The organism is Sphingomonas sp. CFBP 13720 (assembly GCF_014842075.1).
In the GTDB taxonomy this organism is placed as follows: Bacteria; Pseudomonadota; Alphaproteobacteria; order Sphingomonadales; family Sphingomonadaceae; genus Sphingomonas.
The window spans coordinates 323,432-339,250 of sequence record NZ_JACYVA010000001.1 but is presented as its reverse complement, the minus strand read 5'-3'; the positions used below and the strand labels follow the sequence as shown (position 1 = coordinate 339,250).

The following is a 15,819-nucleotide window of genomic DNA, read 5'->3' as shown; positions in this document are numbered from 1 at the left end:
CGAACGCTCCTGCCTTAATCTGGACCAAAATGTGGCAAGAATAAGGCAAACGCGTCAAGCACCTCTCAGCTTGGTTGCAATCGTCGCCGGATTTGCCGCTTCGCTTCCGCCCACGCCGGCGTTTCCGGCGCGACCAGTTCGACATGACCGGTATCGGCGACGGTGTGCAGATCGACCGTGTCGCCGGCAGCATGCGCGAGGGCGGCATAGTCGGTCGCCATCCGGTACGGCACGATCCGGTCTTCGCGGCCGTTGACCAGCGTTTGCGGCACGCCCAGCGGTAGCAGGCGGGGGATCGAGGTGTCGGCGAACCGGTCGTCGCGCCCTTCGCCGACAAGCTGTGCGATGACGTCGGTGCCGCAGCCGTTTTCCGGGCTGGCTTCCACGTCGGCAAGATCGGGCAGGCCGCCAATGCTGACGATATGGCGGATGGGCAATGGGTCGGGTGTGCGCAGCGCGCTGTCTGCCGGTAACTTTGCGCGCGCCGCCAGCCACAGTGCGAGGTGTCCCCCCGCCGAGTGGCCGACCGCTACTACCCATGTAGCGTCCAGTCCGTGCTTGGCTCCCGTGTCGCGCAGCAGGTCCGCAGCGGCGGCGACATCTTGGAACGTGCCCGGATAGCCGCCGCCGTCGCGGTCGACCCCGCGATAGTCGATGTTCCAGACCGCGATGCCGTCCGACCGAAGATCGTCCGCGATCCAGTCCATCAGCCGCCGGTCGGCGATGCTGCTCTGCCAGCAGCCTCCATGGACCATCAACACGACCGGACGCGGCGTACTGGCCCGGTCGGCGGGCAGCCAAAGGTCGACGACCTGCAACCGGTCTTCGCCATAGCGGACGGTGACGTCGGGCGCCGGGCGCGGACGGCTGGTGAGGTCGGTCCAGGCCAGCGGGACTGGTTGGGCGGCGGGCGGCTTCGTCGTCATGACCGACGCCCGTATCGAAACTTGTCCGTTGCCGCGACTCGTCCCGACCGGAAGGCTTGTTCGCCTGCACTACGACCAAAGAACGAAGGCATCGTATAACAAATGATGTACGGTACGGATGCCTGCTGTTGCGGGCGATCTGTTGGATCAGGACCGTGCAGACGGTCGCGCAAGGGCTGGGTCATTGGGACGGATACGGACGATCGAACGCGACGCGATTCTGGATGCAGCGGAATCGGTGACCATGGCGAAGGGACCCGCCGGCCTGACGATCGCGGCGGTGGCCGAGAAAATGGGCATCACGAACGGCGGCGTGCAGTATAGTTTCCGCAGCAAGGAAGCGATGATCGCCGCCATGTTCGAACGTTGGCGCGAGGAATATGCCGATCGGATGGCGCAGTTGCAGATCGATACCGACGACGGTCATGCGATGACCCGCGCACATATCGACCTGACGCGGAATTTCGACGAATGCTCGCGGCGGCGCGTTCCGAGCATCCTCGTCGCGATCCTGAACTCGCCGCAGCATGTCGCGCTAACGCGGGCATGGTATCGCGACCGGGTCGACGCCATCGACGCGACGACCGATGAGGGCCGGATGCTGCGGGTGGCGCTGTTCGCGATCGAGGGCGCGTTCCTAATGCGGCTGTTCGGGCTGGTCGAGATGGAGCCGCACGAATGGGACGAACTGGCGGCCGACGTCCTGCGCCTGATCGACCGCGAGCCCGTGGCGGCGGTATCCATGACGTCACGCGCGGCCTGATCCCGGTTCGTTCCAATTCGGACCTCGCGGTGATGCCGTCGGCCTGCTATCGCGTACCACGATGGCCAACGACCTGACCGATACCACCCCGATCATTCCCGAACCGCCGATCGGCGTGTTCGACGCACCGTTCGACAGCGCGTTGTCCGAGCGCTATCTCGTCTATGCGCTGTCGACGATCACCGCGCGATCGTTGCCCGACGTACGCGACGGGCTGAAACCCGTACATCGTCGTCTGCTGTGGGCGATGCGGCTGCTGAAACTCGACCCCGCGTCCGGGTACAAGAAGTGCGCACGCGTTGTTGGCGACGTGATCGGCAAATATCACCCGCATGGCGACCAGTCGGTCTATGACGCGATGGTCCGCCTCGCGCAGGATTTCGCGCTGCGCTATCCACTCGTCGACGGCCAAGGCAATTTCGGCAATATCGATGGCGATAATGCCGCCGCCTATCGCTATACCGAAGCACGGTTGACGCAGGTCGCGATCGACCTGATGGCCGGCCTCGACGAGGACGCGACCGACTTCCGCGCGACCTATAATGGCGAGGATCAGGAACCGGAACTGTTCCCCGGCATGTTCCCCAACCTGCTGGCCAATGGTGCCAGCGGCATCGCCGTCGGCATGGCGACCAGCGTACCGCCGCACAACGCCGCCGAACTGCTCGACGCCGCGATCGTGCTGGTCGATCAGCCGGAGGCGGACGATGCGGCGGTGCTGGCCCATGTCCGCGGGCCGGATTTCCCGACGGGCGGCATCGTGGTCGATCCGCCCGCCGCGATCCGCGACGCCTATGCCACCGGCCGTGGCGGGTTTCGCGTCCGCGCGCGGCACGCGATCGAGCGGGAGAAGGGCGGCGGATGGCAGATCGTCGTCTCGCAGATTCCGTACGGGGTACAGAAGGGCAAGCTGATCGAACAGATCGCCGCGCTCATCAACGACCGCAAGCTGCCGATCCTGACCGACGTACGCGACGAATCGGACGCCGAGATCCGCATCGTCCTCGAACCGCGCAGCCGGACCGTCGATCCGCAGGTTCTGATGGACGGGCTGTTCCGGCTGACCGATCTGGAAACGCGGATACCCTTGAACCTGAACGTGCTCGACAAGGATCGCACGCCGCGCGTGATGTCGCTGCGCGAGGCGTTGAAGGCGTGGCTCGACCATCAGTTCGAAGTCCTGCGCCGCCGTTCGGAACACCGGCTGGCGAAGATCGCCGACCGGATCGAACTGCTCGACGGCTATCTTGCCGCCTATCTCAATCTCGATCGGGTGATCGCGATCATCCGCGGCGAGGACGAGCCGAAGCCGGTACTGATCGCGGAGTTCGCGCTGACCGATCGGCAGGCGGAAGCGATCCTGAACATGCGGCTGCGCTCGCTGCGCAAGCTGGAGGAAATGGAGATTCGCGGCGAGCGCGCGAAGCTGGAAAAGGAACAGGCCGAACTGACGCTGCTGATGTCCAGCGAGGCGCGGCAGCGCACGCGGATGAAGCGCGACCTGGGCAAGTTGCGCGACCGGTATGGCCCGGAAACCCCGCTCGGCCGGCGGCGCACCACGATCGAGGAAGCGGCACCCGCGCGCGAGATTCCGCCCGAAGCGATGATCGAGCGCGAGCCGCTGACCGTGATCCTGTCGAAGCGCGGCTGGGTCCGCGCGCTGAAAGGGCATGTCGATCTGGCGTCGGCGGATACCGCCAAATTCAAGGAAGGCGACGGCCCGGCCTTCGCCTTTCACGCGCACACCACCGACAAGCTGTTGCTGGCGACCGATGGCGGGCGTTTCTACACGCTCGGCGCCGACCGCCTGCCGGGCGGACGCGGGTTCGGCGAGCCGGTGCGCGCGATGATCGATCTGGAGGGCGAGGCGCAGATCGTCAGCCTTGCCAAGGCGGCGGCGTCGGAACGACTGCTGCTGGCGGCGACCGACGGGCGCGGCTTCATGGTGCGGATCGCCGACGTGCTGGCGGAAACGCGCAAGGGTAAGCAGGTCATGACGCCGCGTGCCGGCGCGCGGCTGCGTGTGGTGCGGCCGATCCTGCCGACCGACGATTATGTCGCGGCGATCGGCGACAACCGCAAGCTGGTGCTGTTCCCGCTGACCGAACTCGCCGAACTGGCGCGGGGGCAGGGGGTGCAGTTGCAGCGCTTTCGCGACGGGGGTCTGTCGGATGCACGGACGCTGCGGTTCGCCGACGGGCTCCACTGGGCGATGGGCGGCGGTACAGGCCGGACGCGGACCGAAGCCGATCTGTCGCCGTGGCGCGCGGCACGCGGTGCGGCGGGACGGATGCCGCCGATCGGATTCCCGCGCGACAACCGGTTCTGACGCCGGGGGCGGTTCGTGGGCAGTGCGCTGGCCTGCCGCGTCCCGACGCCATACTACCCCTCGTCTCTTCGGATGAGTGGGTCGGAGCATGGCAACGATGACGTATTGTTTTAGGCGGCCTTAACCCTCCCGCGTCTACGTTGCGGGCAATGGTATTCCGTCGTTCCCTGTTCCCGGTCGCGAAACCGCCTGCCACCGTCGCGAACGACGTGCGGGAAGAACAGGTCGCGTCGGTGGTCCACAGCGACGTGATCTGCCCGATGACGCTCGATCTGTTACCGGTGCCGACCGCCGTCATGGCGCTGACCGATGGCGCGATCGTGTTCGAAAGCGTGAACCAGGCGTTCAAACAGGCCGGGTTCGGCACCGATGGCATACGGTCGCCGCTGACGGCTGCGGTCGGCGAGCAGATCGCCGCCTTTCTGCGGTCCACCGATGTGCGACAGCGGCTGGCGCTGCGGCTGGGCGACGCGATCGATTGCCGGCAATATGACGTGACACTGGCGCGGCGAGCGGCGTTGCGGACGATCGCGCGATGCATCGTCACGCTGGTCGACCAGACGCCCGAACAGCGGACCGAAACCAGCCTGCGGCGCGAAATGAACACCGACTCGCTGACCGGACTGCCGAACCGGGCGGGGTTCGACGACCGGATCGACGAGCGCATCACCGACGCCAACCGCGTTTCCTACGCGGTGCTGGCGATCAACCTCGACCGGTTCAGCCGGATCAACGCGTGCATGGGGTCGCTGTCGGGCGACGAATTGCTGATATCGGTCGCTCGCCGGCTGCGAGGCGCGTTGCGCGCGCGTGATACGTTGGCGCGAACCGGTGGCGACGAATTCGCAGTGCTGATGACGGTCGATGACGGGTCCGAAGATGCGTTGCAGGTCGCGGGCCGGATTCAGCAGGCGCTGGTCCAGCCATTCCGGCTGTCCGACTTTCAGATACAGGTCGATTGCTCGATCGGGATCGCGTTGGGGCAAGATGCGGCGGACGACACCGAAAACCTGATCCGCCACGCGCAATTCGCCGTGAAACGGTCCAAACGGACCGGCCAGACCGAGGTCTATCGTCCCGACCTGTTCGATATCGTGCGCAACCAGTTCTCGATCGAGACCGAATTGCGCATGGCGATCGAGCAGGGCGAACTGAGCTTCGCTTTCCAGCCGATCTGCGACCTGTCGACCGCGCGGGTAAGCAGTTTCGAGGCGCTGGCACGATGGCGAACGCGCGACGGACGCGCGATCTCGCCGACGGAATTCATTCCGGTCGCGGAGGAATCGGGATTGATCGTCCCGCTCGGGCGGCTGGCGATGGACCAGGCCGCGCGAACGCTGGCGACATGGGACGCGGCATCGGGCGGGCATTGCGGCGTCAAGATGGCGGTCAACCTGTCGGCGGTGCAGTTGCAGCGCGACGATGTGGCGACGATGGTCGGCGACGTGCTGTCGCGCCATGGGTTGTGCGGAAAGCGCTTCGACATCGAACTGACGGAAAGCGCGTTCGTGGTCGATCCCGACCGGACCTTGCGAACCATGCTGACGCTGAAGGAACTGGGTGCCAGCATCGCGATGGACGATTTCGGCACGGGATATTCGAACCTCGCCTATCTTCAGAAACTGCCGATCGACAAGCTCAAGATCGATCGCAGTTTCGTCACCGGCATGATGGCGGATCGCGACAAGGTGGCGATCGTCGGCGCGATCCTCAGCCTGTCGCAGGCGCTGGGCATGCGGACGGTGGCAGAGGGAATCGAAACACCGGAACTGGAACAGGCGCTGGCGGCGATGGGCTGTGCGTTCGGGCAGGGATTTTTCTATTCGCAGCCGATCGATGCCGATGCCGCCTATCGGTTCCTGATCGCGCGCAACCACTGATCCACGACCGCGTCGGCGATGGCGGCGGTGCGGTCAGCGTCGGGAAACCGCTCCGCGATCCACTGGGTCTCGACCGCGCGCAGCGCCCGCGCCACGTCCGGCCCCTTTGCCAGCCCGCGCTCGACCAGCGCGCCGCCGGACAGTGGCAGGACGGGGCGGGTCCAGTCGCGCAGTTCCGCGACGGCATCAATGTCGCCGGCCAGCAGCGCGCGGTCGATCGCCCCTTCGATCCCGATGCGATAGCCGAGTGCCAGTGGTGGTTGCGGGGGATCGATCGCCAGCGCCACCGCGATGCGCTTGCGTTGCGCGTTCGACAACTTCAGCCGGGCCGCCACCGCTTCCGCTTGGGCCGGGGGCAGCAGCGCGGCGAGCCGCCGGATCGGATCGGCGGGCAGCGCGGCGGCGGCTTCGGTCGCCGCCAGCGCCGTCAGCCGATCGACCGCCGCCGCATCGATCTCGGGCAGCACCGGGCGCAGGATGCCATACGTCACCATCAGCCGGACGATCGCCACCGCGCCGCGCGTCGCCAGCAGCTTGAGCAGTTCGTCGGCGATGCGTTCGCGCGACAATGCCATCAGATCGTTGGCGCGCGCGATGCACGCCGCCAGTCCGTCGGCGTCGGGCACGTCGCCGAATCGCGCGAGAAAGCGGAAGAAGCGCAGGATGCGCAGATGATCCTCGGCGATACGGCGCAGCGGATCGCCGATAAACCGCACCCGTCCCGCCGCCAGATCGTCCAGCCCGCCGAAATAATCATGCACCGTGCCGCCGCGCAGGTCGGCGTAGAGCGCGTTGATCGTAAAGTCGCGCCGCGCGGCATCCGCCTGCCAGTCGTCGGTGAATGCCACCTCCGCATGACGGCCATCGGTGGTCAGGTCGTGGCGCAGCGTGGTGACTTCGACCACCGTGCCGTCGCTGATCGCGGTGACCGTGCCGTGGGCGATCCCGGTCGGCACCGCCTTGATTCCGGCGGCTTCCAGCCGTCGGACGACCTCGGCGGGCGTATGGATCGTCGCGATGTCGATGTCCGATACGTCGCGTGCCAACAAGGTATCGCGCACCGCACCGCCGACATAGCGCGCGCCGCCCGCATCGGCGTCCAGCGCGATCGCCAGCCGGTCGAGGCCGGGGCGGTCCATCCACCCGGCGTGCGGCAAGGTCCTCACGGCCATGCGAGCCGCCGCGACAGATTGACGATCATCGCCGCGGTCGCTCCCCAGATGCGCCATTCGCCGAAGATCAGTTCGTGGAACTGGCGTTCGCGTCCATCATGCCATCCGCTGCCCGTTGCATGGTTCGCGCGATCGAGCAGGAAAGTGAGCGGCACTTCGAAGATCGCCTCCACCTCGGCCGGTGCCGGGACCAGCGGCAGCCCGGCGGGGACCACCGCCAGTACCGGCGAGACTTCGAACCCGGTAACGGTGCGATAGCGATCGAGTGTCGCGACGACCTCTGCCTGCGCCGGTGGCAGGGCGATTTCCTCCCATGCCTCGCGCAGCGCCGCTTCGGCCGGGCCGGCGTCGTCGGGATCGACGCTGCCGCCGGGAAAGGCGATCTGTCCGGCATGGTTGCGCATCGTGTCGGTCCGACGGGTGAGCAACACGCCGGGATCGGCGCGATCGGTCACGGCGATCAGCACCGCCGCCGGTCGCCATCCCGTCAGCGGCTCCGGCGGTTCACCGTTCAAATCGCCCACCAGCAGGTCGTCCGCTACCGCCCGCAATCCGCCACGCAATCGTTCGGCAAGGGTCATGCGGGTTCGAAGGCGAAGAACGTCCCATCGCTCCACAATCCCTGCCGTCCATCCGGGCCGGGGGTCAGTTCAGCGACCAGATCGTAGAATACGCTGCGGGCGATCAATGCGTCCATCCCGCCGCGAACGCGGATATAGGGGCGGGGGGCGTCGGCCGGACCCTCGACCCGGATCGGATGGTCAGGACCGGCCACGACCAGTTCTTCGGTGTTCAGCCGGAAGGCGATGCGCGCCGCCGGACCTTCTCCCGACAATTTTGCCTCGACCGCCACGAACGGCGCATCGTCGACGGCGATCGTCAGTTTCTCCACCGGTGTGACCAGCACATGGCTGCCATCGGCTTCCCGGCGCAGGATCGTCGCGAACAGCCGCATCATTTCGGGGCGGGTGATCGGACTGCCCTGATGATACCAGCTGCCGTCGGCGGCGATTCGCATCTCGCTGTCGCCGCAATGCACGGGGTTCCAGCGGTCGACGGGCGGAAGTTTCGCGTCGGCCGCCAGACGGGCGACCTCGGCCAGCGAGAGGTTGGCGAAATCGGGGAGCGGCGGCATCGGCATGCGCCCCGTTACCGTGACGCGACGGGCGACGACAAGGGGTGTGGTATCAGGCCGTGACCGTAACGCGTGGCGCGACCATTCCCGCCCGGTCGGGTACTGCGCCCATCGCCAGCAGCCTACGCTGTTCATACGGGCCGGGCAGCCGCCAACCGCCGGTACGATCGGCGGAAAATCCGAACCGGCCATAATATTCGGGATCGCCGATCAGCATCAGCGGCGCGTCCCGCCCGGCGGCGCCGATCGCGCGCGCCATCAGCGCCCGTCCGATGCCCTCACCCTGCCGGTCGGGGGCGACCGCGACCGGGCCGACCATCACCAGCGGCGCGACGCTGCCGTCGGCGCCGGTCAACTGGACCGGCCAGCACTGGATGCTGCCGATCAGCCTTTCGTCCGCCAGCAGCGCGAAGCTCAGTTCGTCGATCGCATCGGTGCCCGCGCGCACGCGATAGGCGGTGCGGCCGCGCCGTTCGGGGCCGAACGCGGCGTCGAGGAGCGCATCGACCTGATCGGCCGGAACCTGCGACAGGGGAATGGGGTCGTTCAATCTGCGTCCGATATCGTGGAATGGGTGCGGCCTGTACCGCCGATCGTCGCCCGCGCAAGTGCGAACGCCATCCGGCTGTGCTGCCGCGCGGCATCTGCTATCGCCGCCATGTTCCTATTCGATGACAGGTGCCGTTTGCGCGATTCGCTTCAGCTGGAAGTCCACGACCTCGAAGTCCGGGTGCTGACCGGTATTTATTCCGAGGAAACCCACCTGCCGCAACCGTTGCGCATTTCGGTGACGGTCGATCTGGACTGTCCCGAACATTTCGCGCCGGACACGCCGTTGTCGGCCTCGAAAAACTATCTCGACCTGAAACACGCGGCGTCGACGGCATTGCCCGAAGGCGTCCAGTTCTCGCTGGTCGAAGGGGTCGCGGATCATATCGCGCAGACGTTGCTGATGTCCGACCCCCGGGTACAGCGGGTGCAGATCCGCATCGTCAAACTGGCGATTTCCGAAGCGGGCGAATCGATCGGCATCAATATGGTACGGCACCGCCGGTGACCCGCCCGCTGGCGCTGGTTACGGGCAGCTATCGACGGCTGGGCGCGCACCTTGCGGTGCGGCTGGCACAGGCCGGCTGGGATATCGCGTTGCACGCGACGCGCGACGGCGAACCCGACGCGGCGGCGCTTGCGACGATCGCGGCGGCGGGCGCGGACTGTCACCGTTTTGCGGCGGACCTTGCCGATCCGGCGGCGGTACGCGGGTTGATCCCGGCGGTCGCGGCGCGGTTGGGGCGACCGGTGACGTTGCTGGTCAACAATGCCTCGTGTTTTCGCGCCGACGATGCCGCCACGCCGTCGCCCGAATCGCTAACCGCGCATTTTGCGGTGAATGCCGCCGCGCCGTTCGTGCTGGCAACCGAACTGGCGGCGCAGGGCGGGGCGGCGGTCGTCAACATCCTCGACCAGCGTATCGCGCATCCCCCGGTCGACCAGCTGGCCTACACCCTGTCGAAACAGGCGCTGGCGGAAGCGACGCGGACGCTGGCGCTGTCCTTGGCTCCGGCGGTGCGGGTGAACGGCATCGCGCCGGGGCTGACCATGCCGACGCCCGACTATGATGCCGGACAGGTCGAACGGCTGGCGGCGATGATGCCATTGGGCCGGTTGTCGACCCCGGACGATATCGGCGATGCACTGATCTTTCTGGCACATGCGCAGGCGAGTACCGGACAGGTCGTGTTCGTCGATGGCGGCGCGGGGCTGGTCCGCTTCGATCGGGATTTCGTCCACCTGGGACGGTAGGGAGGGGTGGGGGAGCGGCCCCGTTCCGTCAGCCTGCGCGTCCGTCGTCGCACGGCCCCAGCGCGTTCAGCACGAACCGGTAGTCGTCCCGCGCCGTCGCGACATTGTCCGGCTCCTGCGACTGGAGACTCGTTTCCGGCAATTCGGCGGGCAGTCCGCAGGCGAGGCGATACCAAGCGAGCGTTCCCGGACGCGCCGGTCCGCCCGCCTCATCGATGATGTCGCTCAATGCCAGCGCCCAGCGGCGATCCTCACCCGGACGGCGCAATATTAGGAGCGATACCGGCGCGCCCGTTGCGGTCTGGACGAAGATCTGCGTCTCGCCTTCGCCCGGCAACGTGCCCGGCACGTGGAACGCGGTGCCGATACCTTTGACGGCGGGCGGCGCGGCGGGGTCCAGCACTTCGCGCACGGTGCCGCGCACCTGCTGGTCGAGGGCGGCGCTCCATGCAAGCTGCGCATCGGGGGTGACGAGCTGGACCTGATCCGGCCGTCCCGCCACGGCACGTGCGAAGGCGATGACCCGTTGACGCTTCAGATTGGGCGCCCGCCCGCGCGGGTCCAGCGGTACGTCGACCAGATATCCGACCCGCGCCGCCAAGCCCGCCGGACCGCGAATCAGCGCGGCGACATCGACCGTAACGTAAAAACGAGCCATGCCGGGCGCGAGGCCGATTGCTTCGGCAGGCGCGATCCGCGCGGCCGACCGGACCGTCGCATCGATGACCATATCCGCCGACAGCGTCAGTCGCATCAGCCGCGCATAGGGTATCGCCGGCGAATCACTTGCGATGACCATCCGCGCATTCTGCGCGGCGACAGGCAGGGGAATCATTGCGAATGCCGCCATGATCGACGCGGCGGACAGGGCAAACGATGATCGCTTCATGCTTTTTTCATAGGGTGGTGTCCCGTGCCGTAACAGACTTAAATCGGTCATTGCAGGATTGTACGATTGTTTCGTCCGACAAAGCGTTTGCGTCGTTCAATGGCTCACGATAGACAATCGGGGTCCGGAATGCCGCGTAGCTTCGGACAGACGGTTTTTCCGCGCCGGTGCGCCCGGGCGGGCTTACCCAATGTGCCGGGCTAGAGGAGTTTGGTTGCTGAATGGCTTACGCTGACCAAAAAGCAGGTAATGGTCGGATCGTAGCGCTGATCATCGTGGCGATTTTACACGTCGCGATCGGTTATGCGTTCATCACCGGCCTCGCCTATAAATACGTAAAGAATGTGGTCGAGGATACCGAGACGTTCGACGTCGTCGAGCCTCCGCCCCCGCCAGAGGAGATTCCTCCTCCGCCCCCTCCACCCGAACAGCCGCAGCCGCAATCGCCGCCGCCGGTCGTCACGCCTCCGCCGATCGTGCGGACGCAGGCGCCGCCGCCAGTGGTGATTCAGTCGGTTACGACCCCGCCCACGACCTATAACCCGATTCCGACCGCGGGTCCGATCGCGCCACCGGCACCTGCTGCACCTCCGGCTCCGCCGGCTCCGGTCATCAGCAAGGCCGCGGCCGTACGCGGAAACCCGGGTTCGTGGGTTACCAACGACGATTATCCTGCTGCTGCGCTCAATTCGCAGGATCAGGGCGTCAGCGGGATCACGTTCGAAGTGAACGCTTCGGGACGGATCGAGAATTGCCGCGTGTCGTCCAGCTCGGGTTCCGCGCTGCTCGATCGCACGGCATGCCGTCTGGTCACGCAACGGGGTCGCTACTCGCCGGCACTGAATGCCGCGGGACAGCCGGTACCGGGCGGGACGAAGACACTCCGCTTCACCTGGCGTCTGCCGGAAGACTGATCGTGATGCGTGCGTATCCTGCGCATGCATCGGCCACCCCGCCGGTTATCGGCGGGTCGGATTATCCATCCTTGATCCATCTTTAAGGAAACGACTCAATGCTCACCCCGATCCTCGCCGCCGGTGCCCCCGCCGGGGCGCCCAACTTCGGCTTCTTCGAGGCACTGCAGCAGGGTGGCGCGATCGCGTTCACCACGCTCGGTATCCTCGTCATCATGTCGGTCGGCTCGTTCTACATCCTGTTCACGAAGCTGCTCGAACAGCAGAAGATCATGAACCAGGCGAAGCGCGTCCGCGCCGTGTTCTGGCAGTCGAACTCGCTGCGCGAAGGCGCCGCGAAGCTCGACAAGAACTCGGCCTATCGCCAGATCGTCGACGACGGCCTTGCCGCGCAGGAACAGCATGGCAAGCTGACCGATCCGGTCGAAGCACATGACTGGCTGCACGGTTCGCTGGCGCGTTCGGAAGCGTCGATCAACTCGAAGCTGGGTGGTGGTCTCGCCTTCCTCGCGACCGTCGGCGCGACCTCGCCGTTCGTCGGTCTGTTCGGTACCGTGGTCGGCATCTACCGCGCACTGGTGAAGATCGGTGCCGCCGGTCAGGCCGCCATCGGCGACGTCGCCGGCCCGGTCGGTGAAGCGCTGATCATGACCGCCATCGGTCTGGTCGTCGCGGTTCCCGCCGTGCTTGCCTACAACTGGCTGCAGCGCCGTAACAAGAGCATCGCGGAAGACCTGTCGGCCTTCTCGAACGACGTGCTCGGCTACCTCGCGTCGAACGGCGCGGTTCGTCCGACCGTCGCTCGCGCCGCGTCGTCGACCATTGCCAAGCCGGTTGCCGGCACGACGACCGCCGGCCAGGCCGGTGGCGTGCCGACCGCACCGCGCGTCTGATCTGACGTGACATTGCCGCCGGGCCACATCGGCCCGGCGGATCGATCTGAGTGCAAGTGGATAGGATAGCCTTATGGCGATGAGTACTGGCGGCGGTGGCGATGACGCCCCCCTCTCGGACATCAATACCACGCCGCTCGTGGACGTCATGCTCGTGCTGCTGATCATCTTCCTGATCGCGGTTCCGGTCGTGGTCCAGCAGGTGAGCGGCCTCAAGCTGCCCAAGGTCGTGTTTGAACCGACCACGACCAAGCCCGAGAATGTGTCGCTTTCGGTGCTGGGCGAAGGCAATGATTGCGGCGTGTACTGGGGCCTGACGCGGGTCAATGCGGACGAACTGCGCACCCGCGCGGTGAAGAAGCTGGAAGACGAGGTCGCGCGTCAGGGTGGCATCGGCAACCCGAAACTCGAACTGCCCGAAGTGCATATTCGCGGCGACGTGAACACGCCGTATCGCTGCATCGGTGGCACGATCTACCAGATGCAGTCCGCCGGGTTCACCAAGGTCGGGTTCATTTCGGAACCGGATCCCAACACCACCCCGCGCGTGCGCCAGTAGGAGTATTCTGATATGGCTATGAGCAGTGGTGGTCGCGGTGACGACGAACCCATGATGGACATGAATACCACGCCGTTGATCGACGTGTTGCTCGTGCTCCTCATCATGTTCATCATCACCATTCCGATCCAGAGCCATGCGGTGAAGGTCGATCTTCCGCAGCCCGACAACCGGCCGCAGCCGAATGTCGATCCGCAGAAGAACAAGATCACGATCAACGCACAGGGCGTCGTGTCGTGGAACGGTGCGACGGTCGACGAAGTAACGCTGACCGATTATCTCAACCAGTCGGTTGGGCTTAGCCCGCAGCCCGAACTGCACTTCCAGCCTGACGCCACGGCGCGGTATGAAGTGGTCGACGGCGTGCTCGCGATCATCAAGCGGGCAAACGTGACGAAGTTGGGCTTCGTCGGAAACGAACAGTATCGCGCCGCCTTCTGAAGGTTGCGATCGTTCGGACGATATCGGGGTGGCTTCGGCCACCCCTTTTTTTTGCCCGTCCCGGATCGAGCCGGAATGACCGCTTGCACGGACGTCTTAAAAGTGAAACATTCCTGTCATCGAAAAGAAATATTCAGGAGATGACGGGATGACCAAAGGTATCGCAACGCTGCTTGGACTGGCGCTGGCGGCGGGTGGCTTCGCCGACAGCGCGATGGCTCAGGACGCGCAATATGCGCATGCCGCTATCACCGGCGGAAATCTGCCGGGAGCGGAACGCGCACTGGAACGTGAAACGCGCGCGGGCAGCCGCGAACCCGAGGTTTTGCTGAACCTCGCGGCAGTCTATGCGATGACGGACCGCACCGATGCCGCACGGTCGCTGTACACGCGGGTGCTGGCAGCGGACGATGCGTCGCTGGTCCTGTCGTCCGACCGGATTGCCAGCGCTCACGACGTAGCGCGCGCCGGGTTGCGGCGACTGTCCGGTACGCCGACGCAGCAACTCACGGCACGATAACTGCAACCGGATCCGGGCGGCTTAGATGGTCGCCCGGTATTTGCTCGACGATATCGTCCCGTTGCGCGACTCCTGCCGGATTGATGATCGCTTTCCTGTTTGCGCTCAACGAACAAAAGAGGGTTTGGCTGGTTCCGGCTCGCAGCGCGCGCCAACTTTCGAGCGGATTTGCCGCCGGGCTTAGCGTTGCCCTCGGTTTCTAGGCGGAATATCGCGTCTTCCCGTGATTCCGTAGAAGAACCCGGTTCCTCCAGCGGGTAGTAACGCAACCCGATCGGAATAAGATTCCCGCCACCCCGGATCAGTCGGTCGCGCTGGCGCCACGACCCTTCACTCCCGCAACCGGATCAACCCTTCCTGCGCGACGTTTGCCACCAATCGTCCGTCGCGTGTGAATATCCGCCCGCGATTGAACCCGCGACCGTGGCCAGCCCATGGACTATCCGTCGAATAGAGCAGCCATTCATCGACCCGGAACGGCGCATGCAGCCACAACGCATGGTCGAGGCTGGCGGTCTGCACCTGTCCGGTCATCCAGTGGACACCGTGCGGCAGCATGCAGGTGCCCAGCAATAGCATGTCGCTGGCATAGGCCAGCATCGCGCGGTGCAGGTCGGGATCGTCGCCGACCGGGGCGACCACGCGGAACCAGCTATGCTGCACCGGCGGACGCGGCGTCGTGTCAAGCCAGTCAACCCCGTCGACCGGACGGATCTCTATCGGCCGCGCGCGCAGCAACATCGCGCGGAGGGCCGGCGGTATCCGGTCGCCCATATGTTCGCGCAGTTCGCGTTCGGACGTCAGCGATTCGGGCGGGGGTATGTCGGGTATCGCATCCTGATGATGCATGCCGTCCTCTGCGATGTGGAAGGACGCTGCCATGTTGAGAATGGGTTGGCCCTTCTGGATCGCGATCACGCGCGTGTTGGCGAAGCTGCGACCCGTAAAATCATGGACGACCCGGTAGAGGATCGGGTGCGCCTCGTCTCCCGGCCGCATGAAATAGGCGTGGAGCGAATGGGCGGTCTTGTCGCGCCCGACCGACCGTTGCGCCGCTTGCAGCGCCTGCCCAATGACCTGTCCGCCGAACACGCGTCCTTCGCCGCCGGGCTGCCGCGCGCCGCGATACAGGTCGGTATCGATTTCCTCGACGTCGAGCAGGCTAGTGAGTTGCGCCGCCAATACGGTCGGATCGATCATGACGCTCCCTTCGGTTTTGATAGCGATTGCGGGGATCGGGGTTCGCCCCGAACGCTTCGACACCTGCAATGGCTTCACCGGCGTGCGAGCCGACCGAAACCCGAGCGATGCCGCATCCGAACCGGTGGGCGGCCGTGCCAGTCGAGGCGACGAAGCGGATGGAAGCCGCCGCGCAAATGCTACTGCCCATGATCGCGCCGAACGAGCATTGAGCGGCGGGCATGGTGCTGCTCCCGGCTCCGACGGGACGCAAAGTCTATGCGCACCACAGGGAAGCCCACCGGATCGATCGCACCTATCGTTTCCATGCGGGCCGATCCGATCGATGACGCCCCGCTGTCCATGGGCGCGGTTCGCCGATCTGTCTTAACGGCGCGCGGCGGGATTGGCGGGTT

General features: G+C 65.9%; 18 protein-coding genes. 10 read left to right on the top strand and 8 right to left on the bottom strand.

All coding sequences use genetic code 11. From position 1 onward, the window contains the following. Positions 1–65: 65 nt before the first annotated feature. A complete protein-coding gene (locus IFT55_RS01655; RefSeq protein WP_192088650.1) occupies positions 66–926 on the bottom strand; it encodes an alpha/beta hydrolase in 861 nt (286 codons plus the stop codon). Positions 927–1,044: 118 nt separating this feature from the next. Here IFT55_RS01655 and IFT55_RS01650 point away from each other — a divergent pair, with 118 nt between their 5' ends. The 3 genes from IFT55_RS01650 to IFT55_RS01640 all read left to right on the top strand — a co-directional run bounded on the left by IFT55_RS01650 (position 1,045) and on the right by IFT55_RS01640 (position 5,898). Continuing rightward, on the top strand, positions 1,045–1,689 hold the full coding sequence (locus IFT55_RS01650) for a TetR/AcrR family transcriptional regulator (RefSeq protein WP_274604011.1): 645 nt from the start codon (positions 1,045–1,047) through the stop codon (positions 1,687–1,689). Positions 1,690–1,750: 61 nt separating this feature from the next. Further along, complete coding sequence (parC, locus tag IFT55_RS01645; RefSeq protein ID WP_192088649.1) at positions 1,751–4,018, top strand: DNA topoisomerase IV subunit A; 2,268 nt, start codon at positions 1,751–1,753, stop codon at positions 4,016–4,018. Between the two features lie 149 nt (positions 4,019–4,167). Continuing rightward, positions 4,168–5,898 (top strand): putative bifunctional diguanylate cyclase/phosphodiesterase, encoded by a 1,731-nt coding sequence (locus IFT55_RS01640; RefSeq protein WP_192088648.1) that lies wholly within the window; start codon positions 4,168–4,170, stop codon positions 5,896–5,898. On the opposite strand, the gene IFT55_RS01635 is transcribed toward IFT55_RS01640, so the two are convergent. Genes IFT55_RS01635 through IFT55_RS01620 form a run of 4 tightly spaced genes read right to left on the bottom strand, consistent with a single transcriptional unit; the run spans position 5,868 to position 8,755 of the window. Then, complete coding sequence (locus IFT55_RS01635; protein ID WP_192088647.1) at positions 5,868–7,070, bottom strand: CCA tRNA nucleotidyltransferase; 1,203 nt, start codon at positions 7,068–7,070, stop codon at positions 5,868–5,870. The two genes, IFT55_RS01640 and IFT55_RS01635, sit on opposite strands and share 31 nt — an antisense overlap. After that, complete coding sequence (locus IFT55_RS01630) at positions 7,061–7,651, bottom strand: CoA pyrophosphatase (RefSeq protein WP_192088646.1); 591 nt, start codon at positions 7,649–7,651, stop codon at positions 7,061–7,063. The genes IFT55_RS01635 and IFT55_RS01630 overlap by 10 nt, the downstream gene beginning before the upstream one ends. Continuing rightward, the gene (locus IFT55_RS01625) at positions 7,648–8,211 is read right to left on the bottom strand and encodes a DUF1285 domain-containing protein (RefSeq protein ID WP_192088645.1); all 564 of its coding nucleotides are present in this window, start codon (positions 8,209–8,211) and stop codon (positions 7,648–7,650) included. Before IFT55_RS01625 ends, IFT55_RS01630 begins: the two co-directional genes overlap by 4 nt. Positions 8,212–8,257: 46 nt before the next feature. Beyond that, positions 8,258–8,755, bottom strand: a complete 498-nt coding sequence (locus IFT55_RS01620; RefSeq protein ID WP_192088644.1) for a GNAT family N-acetyltransferase — start codon at positions 8,753–8,755, stop codon at positions 8,258–8,260. Between the two features lie 135 nt (positions 8,756–8,890). Here IFT55_RS01620 and IFT55_RS01615 point away from each other — a divergent pair, with 135 nt between their 5' ends. Then, positions 8,891–9,262 (top strand): dihydroneopterin aldolase, encoded by a 372-nt coding sequence (locus IFT55_RS01615; protein ID WP_192088643.1) that lies wholly within the window; start codon positions 8,891–8,893, stop codon positions 9,260–9,262. Beyond that, entirely contained in the window at positions 9,259–10,008 is a 750-nt protein-coding gene (locus tag IFT55_RS01610; RefSeq protein ID WP_192088642.1) for an SDR family oxidoreductase, read from the top strand. The genes IFT55_RS01615 and IFT55_RS01610 overlap by 4 nt, the downstream gene beginning before the upstream one ends. A 28-nt stretch (positions 10,009–10,036) precedes the next feature. Here the strand turns inward: IFT55_RS01610 and IFT55_RS01605 are convergent, their stop codons facing one another. Beyond that, positions 10,037–10,897 (bottom strand): hypothetical protein, encoded by an 861-nt coding sequence (locus IFT55_RS01605; RefSeq protein ID WP_249403519.1) that lies wholly within the window; start codon positions 10,895–10,897, stop codon positions 10,037–10,039. A 275-nt stretch (positions 10,898–11,172) separates the two neighbouring features. On the opposite strand from IFT55_RS01605, the gene IFT55_RS01600 reads away from it, so the two are divergent. The 5 genes from IFT55_RS01600 to IFT55_RS01580 all read left to right on the top strand — a co-directional run bounded on the left by IFT55_RS01600 (position 11,173) and on the right by IFT55_RS01580 (position 14,224). Continuing rightward, positions 11,173–11,811, top strand: a complete 639-nt coding sequence (locus IFT55_RS01600; protein WP_342029200.1) for an energy transducer TonB — start codon at positions 11,173–11,175, stop codon at positions 11,809–11,811. Positions 11,812–11,909: 98 nt separating this feature from the next. Beyond that, complete coding sequence (locus IFT55_RS01595) at positions 11,910–12,704, top strand: MotA/TolQ/ExbB proton channel family protein (protein WP_192088640.1); 795 nt, start codon at positions 11,910–11,912, stop codon at positions 12,702–12,704. Positions 12,705–12,777: 73 nt separating this feature from the next. After that, positions 12,778–13,263 carry an ExbD/TolR family protein gene (locus IFT55_RS01590; RefSeq protein ID WP_192088639.1) on the top strand — a complete coding sequence of 162 codons (486 nt, stop codon included), beginning with the start codon at positions 12,778–12,780 and terminating at the stop codon, positions 13,261–13,263. Positions 13,264–13,275: 12 nt separating this feature from the next. Next, positions 13,276–13,704, top strand: coding sequence for an ExbD/TolR family protein (locus IFT55_RS01585; protein ID WP_192088638.1), 429 nt, complete (start codon positions 13,276–13,278; stop codon positions 13,702–13,704). Positions 13,705–13,852: 148 nt separating this feature from the next. Beyond that, positions 13,853–14,224 carry a tetratricopeptide repeat protein gene (locus tag IFT55_RS01580; protein WP_249403518.1) on the top strand — a complete coding sequence of 124 codons (372 nt, stop codon included), beginning with the start codon at positions 13,853–13,855 and terminating at the stop codon, positions 14,222–14,224. Between the two features lie 330 nt (positions 14,225–14,554). Here IFT55_RS01580 and IFT55_RS01575 read toward each other — a convergent pair whose 3' ends face one another. Continuing rightward, positions 14,555–15,424 carry an acyl-CoA thioesterase gene (locus IFT55_RS01575; protein ID WP_192088637.1) on the bottom strand — a complete coding sequence of 290 codons (870 nt, stop codon included), beginning with the start codon at positions 15,422–15,424 and terminating at the stop codon, positions 14,555–14,557. Further along, entirely contained in the window at positions 15,387–15,647 is a 261-nt protein-coding gene (locus IFT55_RS01570) for a hypothetical protein (RefSeq protein WP_192088636.1), read from the bottom strand. Before IFT55_RS01570 ends, IFT55_RS01575 begins: the two co-directional genes overlap by 38 nt. Positions 15,648–15,819 lie beyond the last annotated feature (172 nt).